Here is a 642-nt window from a genome sequence, read left to right on the forward strand (position 1 = left end):
GGTGAAAATCGGGTCGCCGGCAGTGGTGAAGCCGGTCAGGTCGCTGACTTCCGGCGCTAGCCTCATATGGATCTTGCCATCGTCGAGTACGACCGGCGTGAACAGCTGATTGACGCCGAATTGCTTGTACTCGATGCTTATCTCGCCGTCTTTGTCCAGACTGCGAATAGGCACTTCACCACCGGCGTTGAAGCTGGCCTGCTCGCCGGAAAGCGTGGTGAGGTTGGGGTTCGCGAGCGTGCGCACCGCGCCTTTGGACTCGAGCGCCTCTATGATCAGGTCGACCTTGATGTTGCTGTCGATGACGCGCGTGATAAGCGCTCCGAAGGGCGCCGAGTTGGACAGGAGGCCGCTGAGCAGACCGCCCGGTCCGAGCACGACACCGTCCTCGTCAACGGCAGCAACACCGGTACCGGTACGGGTTGTGCCATCGCCGTTCCTGCTTTTGATCGACACGCCGAGGTCGCGGCCGGTGTTGCGCTTGGCTTCCAGCACGCGCACTTCCAAATTGACCTGCTGGCTGTCGTCGACGATGACGGAGTTGATGACGGCATCGGGTCCATATTGCTGCGCAACCGCCATGATCGCCGCCAGCGTAGCGCCATCTTTCACATGCCCGCCAAGCCTGACCCTGCCATTGAC

The 642-nt window shown here is 61.5% G+C and carries 1 pseudogene; it reads right to left on the minus strand.

Annotated features, from left to right (window positions below):
• Positions 1-612, minus strand: a pseudogene (locus EOC94_RS33395) (type II and III secretion system protein family protein); the annotation flags it as partial.
• Positions 613-642 lie beyond the last annotated feature (30 nt).

It is taken from the genome of Mesorhizobium sp. M6A.T.Ce.TU.016.01.1.1 (assembly GCF_003997065.1).
Classification (GTDB): Bacteria; Pseudomonadota; Alphaproteobacteria; order Rhizobiales; family Rhizobiaceae; genus Mesorhizobium; species Mesorhizobium mediterraneum.